This is a genomic window from Streptomyces lonarensis (assembly GCF_012033735.1).
Classification (GTDB): Bacteria; Actinomycetota; Actinomycetes; order Streptomycetales; family Streptomycetaceae; genus Streptomyces; species Streptomyces lonarensis.
The window spans coordinates 1-3,992 of the sequence record NZ_JAAVJD010000345.1; the positions used below are offsets into that span (position 1 = coordinate 1).

The 3,992-nt window shown below is 76.6% G+C and carries 2 protein-coding genes, 1 pseudogene and 1 riboswitch; of the genes and pseudogenes, 1 reads left to right on the forward strand and 2 read right to left on the reverse strand.

Annotated features, from left to right (window positions below; translation table 11 throughout):
• Window positions 1–576, reverse strand: a pseudogene (locus HCN56_RS24155) (hypothetical protein); the annotation flags it as partial.
• A 236-nt stretch (window positions 577–812) separates the two neighbouring features.
• A complete protein-coding gene (locus HCN56_RS24160; RefSeq protein ID WP_245246965.1) occupies window positions 813–1,907 on the reverse strand; it encodes a PP2C family protein-serine/threonine phosphatase in 1,095 nt (364 codons plus the stop codon).
• A gap of 184 nt (window positions 1,908–2,091) precedes the next feature.
• On the opposite strand from HCN56_RS24160, the gene HCN56_RS24165 reads away from it, so the two are divergent.
• Complete coding sequence (locus tag HCN56_RS24165) at window positions 2,092–3,312, forward strand: GNAT family N-acetyltransferase (protein WP_167974567.1); 1,221 nt, start codon at window positions 2,092–2,094, stop codon at window positions 3,310–3,312.
• Between the two features lie 170 nt (window positions 3,313–3,482).
• A riboswitch (SAM riboswitch) is annotated at window positions 3,483–3,600 on the forward strand.
• The last annotated feature ends 392 nt before the right edge of the window (window positions 3,601–3,992 follow it).

Sequence of the window (3,992 nt, forward strand, 5' to 3'; positions counted from 1 at the left end):
GGCGTCGACCGCCTCACCGGGGAGGCCGAACGGTACATCCCCACCGGGTTCCGCGGCGCTGCTCGCCGCACCGCCGCTCCAGGGTTCCGCGTCCCGCGGCTCCGCCGGGCGGTCCGCGGCCGGCGGCGTCGCGGGGTCGGCGGCCGGCACGGTCCAGGGTGGGGCGAAGGGCATACGGCCCGCGCGCACCACCGCCGACTCGGCGCGGGCGGCGAGTGCCGCCACGGCGTCCACCGTCGCGCCGGGGCCGCCTGCCGGGCCGTCGTCCGGCCCGGCGGCGGGGTCCTGGACCGGCCCGTCCCCCGGTCCGGCGTCCGTGGCGGGCGCGGTATCGGGCGGCGCGTCCTCGAAGTCGAGCACCGCCCACGGGTCCTGCGGCGGCCGCGTGCCCTCCCCGCCCGGCGGGGCGCCACCGGGGTCGGGCTGCCCCGGGAGGCCGTGGTCGGCGTGATCCCCGTGGGCGGCCGCCGCCGGCGCGGCCAGGGCGGAGACGGTGCCGATGAGCACCGCGCCGGTGAGCACCGAACCGGCGAGGCGCGCGGCGCGGTGGTGGGCGGACTGCTGACGTCGCATCACGGAGCACATGGTGCTGAGCCAACGTCAGGACGCGCGGCGGCGCATCCGCCGCGCGGGGGCGGGGCCGCCGATCGGCGGACGTCCCGTGCACGGCCCGTGGGCCGCGTCGCCGCAGGCGGGCGCGGCGTGGCGGGCCCGCGTGGGCAGCCGGGGACGAATCCACCTGACGGGTGACCGGCCAGACACGCGCTGTCACAGCCATGTGGGGGTGGCGGCCGGTCCCGACCGGGCGGAGGTCAGCCGCGGCAGATCAGCAGTAGCGCCCGGTCGTCGTTGACGTCCTTGGCCAGCGACTCGATGAGGTGCCAGGCCGCGCCGCGGAACCCGGTGGGGATGTACCGTTCGGCCTCCCCGGTGAGGCGGTCGACGCCGTCGTCGAGGTCCCGGCCGGATCGCTCGACCAGTCCGTCGGTGAAGAGCATCAGCACGTCGCCGGGGCCGAGGTGGCCGCGGACGGGTTCGAACTCGGCCCCGGCCCAGACGCCGAGCAACGGGCCCTCGGCGGCGACGCGGCGCCACTGCCCGAGGCCGGCGTCGAGTTGCACGCCGGGGAGGTGTCCGGCCGAGAAGAGCTGGTAGTCGCCGGTGTCGAGGTCGAGAACGAGGTAGACGGAGGTGGCGAAGCCCTCGTCCCACTCCTGGCGCAGCAGGTAGCCGTTGGCAGCGGGCAGGAAGTCGCGCGGCGGGAGCGAGCCGAGGAGGCCGCCGAAGGCACCGGAGAGCAGCAGCGACCGCGACGCGGCGTCCATGCCCTTGCCGGAGACGTCGGTGAGCACCGCCTCCAGGGTGCGGCCGCCCTCGCCGGTGCGGGCGGCGACGACGAAGTCGCCGGAGAAGGACTGCCCGCCCGCCGGACGCAGCGACATCTCGCGGTGCCAGCCGCGCGGCAGCGGCGGCAGCGCGCTCTGGGCGCGGATACGTTCCCGCAGGTCGAACAGCATGGTGGAGCCGCGCCGCCAGGGGACGCCGACCCGGCTGCGGAACTGGGCGACGAGCAGCGCGGAGAGCGCGACCGCTCCGACGACGAGGACGGTGCCCGGGGTGACGGGCTCCTCGCCGCGCGGGCCGTGGTCGAGCATGGCGGTCTCCGCGACGAGCGCGACGGCGGTGGCGCCGTACAGGCCGAGCAGGCTCGCCGGGCGCAGCACCATGCCGCCGGCGATGAGCGGCAGCACCAGCGTCTCCGGCGGGCACCACTCGGGCCAGCGGAGGGTGGCCGCCGCGAGCAGCGGGACGGACAGCAGCAGCACCACCAGCGGCGCCCAGTCGGAGCCGCCGCCGCGGAAGTAGTCGACGGCCGAACGGCGTAGCAGAGTACGGGCCCGGTGCATCGCCTTGTGCGTACGCGACCTGCGGAACCCCGAGGGGGACGAACCTCGACCTGCCATGGCTCTGGACTCTAGCCAGCCCGGGTGACCGCGTCGATTCCCGGCCCGTCCCCATTGCGGCGGCTTCGGTGCGGTGCGGGTGGAAAAAGCGCTGGCGGGCCGTCGGGCCCACTGGTAGCCATGGCCCATGACGACAGAGCTGAAAGAGCTGGACCCGGCTGACTGGGAACGCTGGTACCGGTGTCTGAACACCGCCTTCGCGGGCGAGGTGGAACTGGCCGAGCAGCGCGCGCTGTGGCGCGATCTGACGGAGCACAAACGTTCCCTGGGGGCCTGGGACGACGGCCAGGTCGTGGGGACACTGTCGGCGTTCTCGTTCCGGATGGCGGTACCGGGCGGGGCGGTGCTGCCGACGGCCGGGCTGACCATGGTGGGGGTGCTGCCGACGCACCGGCGGCGCGGGCTGCTGACGGCGATGATCCGTCGCCATCTGGAGGAGGTCCGCGAGGGCGGCGAGCCGCTGGCCGCGCTGACCGCGTCGGAGGCGGCCATCTACGGACGCTTCGGGTACGGGGCCGCGGCGGGGCGGGTCCGCGCGGACATCGACACCCGCCGGGTGCGGCTGCCCGAGCCGGCCGGCGCGGAGGCGGACGGCCTGCGGCTGCGACTGGTGGACTCGGTGGCGGCGCTTCCGGAGACCGAGAAGGTGTACGCCCGCCAGGTCGAGCGACGGCCGGGCATGCTGGAGCGGTTGCCGGGCTGGGAGCGGCTGGAGACGGTGGCCGGCGGGGTCGGCGCGGGCTCGGTCGGGCAGCTGTGCGTGGTGGCGGAGCGGGACGGGGCCGCGGTCGGCTACGCCCGCTACGGCGTCTCGGACGCCGACGGGACCGGCACGGTCCGGGTGCGCTCGCTGGCCGCGGACGACGGAGCGACCGAGCTGGCGCTGTGGCGCTTCCTGTTCTCGATCGACCTGACGTCGCGGGTCACCTTCTTCGACCGGCCGGTGGACGATGCCTGGCAGTACGCCGTCAACGACGTGCGGGGGTGCGGCATCCAGCTGCGGGACAACCTGTACCTGCGGCCGGTCGAGTTGGGCGCGGCGCTCGCCGCCCGGCGCTACGCCGCGCCGGTGGACGTGGTGCTGGAGGTCGCGGACCCGTTCTGCCCCTGGAACGAGGGGCGCTGGCGGCTCTCGGGCGACCGGGCCGGGGCGGTGTGCGAGCGGACCACCGACCCCGCGGAGCTGGCGCTGTCGGTGCGCGAGGTGGGCGCCGCCTACCTCGGCGGGACCTCGCTGACGGGGTTGGCGCGCGCCGGGCGGGTCCGTGAACTGCGGGCGGGCGCGCTGGCGCCGGCGACGACGGCGTTCGGCTGGGACGTCGCCCCCTGGCTGCCGCACGGTTTCTGACCGCACGGCGGGCGCTGCGGGCCGGCGGGCGGGGCGGGGAAGGGCGCGGGGCGACCGGGCCGGGGCGGGGCGACCGGGGCGGCCGTTGCGCCGGACACGAGGTCTCAGTATGTGGGACAAGACGGAGGGGCAGGAGACCGCCGGACGGTGCTGCGGTAGCGTGCCTGCCAGGTCACGAGTGACAGCGAAGAAGGCCCCGGCCGGCTGTCCGGCAACCCTCCACCGTGGCGGGGTGCCCCGGGTGATGACCAGGTCGTGAACAGCACCGGTTCACGGCAAGCACGGTCGCCGAGGAGTTCACATGATCCAGCGAATGCGTTAGGACGCCCGTTCCGGATCCCCGGTCAGCCGGGAGCCCTCCCCCTCGTCCCACCTCTCCGCCCGCGCACCCGCGCCGTGCCGTCCGCGATGCCGACGGCCCCGCCGGGCACGCGCCGGGCCGGGTCCGGGACGCCGGTGGTCCGGCGGTCGTCCGCAGCGCGTCGCGCGCCCTCTTCGCTCCCCAGCGGGCGACTCGGGGCGCCGCGCGGCCGGTAGTCCTCGCCCTCGCCCCGCGATCCCGGGAGAAACGTCATGCCCAGCCTCTCCGCCCCCGCCGCCCCCCGCACCACCGCCCTCGACCCGGCGGCCGCTGCCACCGGGGCCGCCGAGACGCCCCCCGCCGGCGCCGTGGCCTGCGG

Coding starts and splice junctions, on each gene's coding strand:
- HCN56_RS24160 (WP_245246965.1), bottom strand. CDS start 1,907: ATGCACCGGGCCCGTACTCTGCTACGCCGTTCGGCCGTCGACTACTTC.
- HCN56_RS24165 (WP_167974567.1), top strand. CDS start 2,092: ATGACGACAGAGCTGAAAGAGCTGGACCCGGCTGACTGGGAACGCTGG.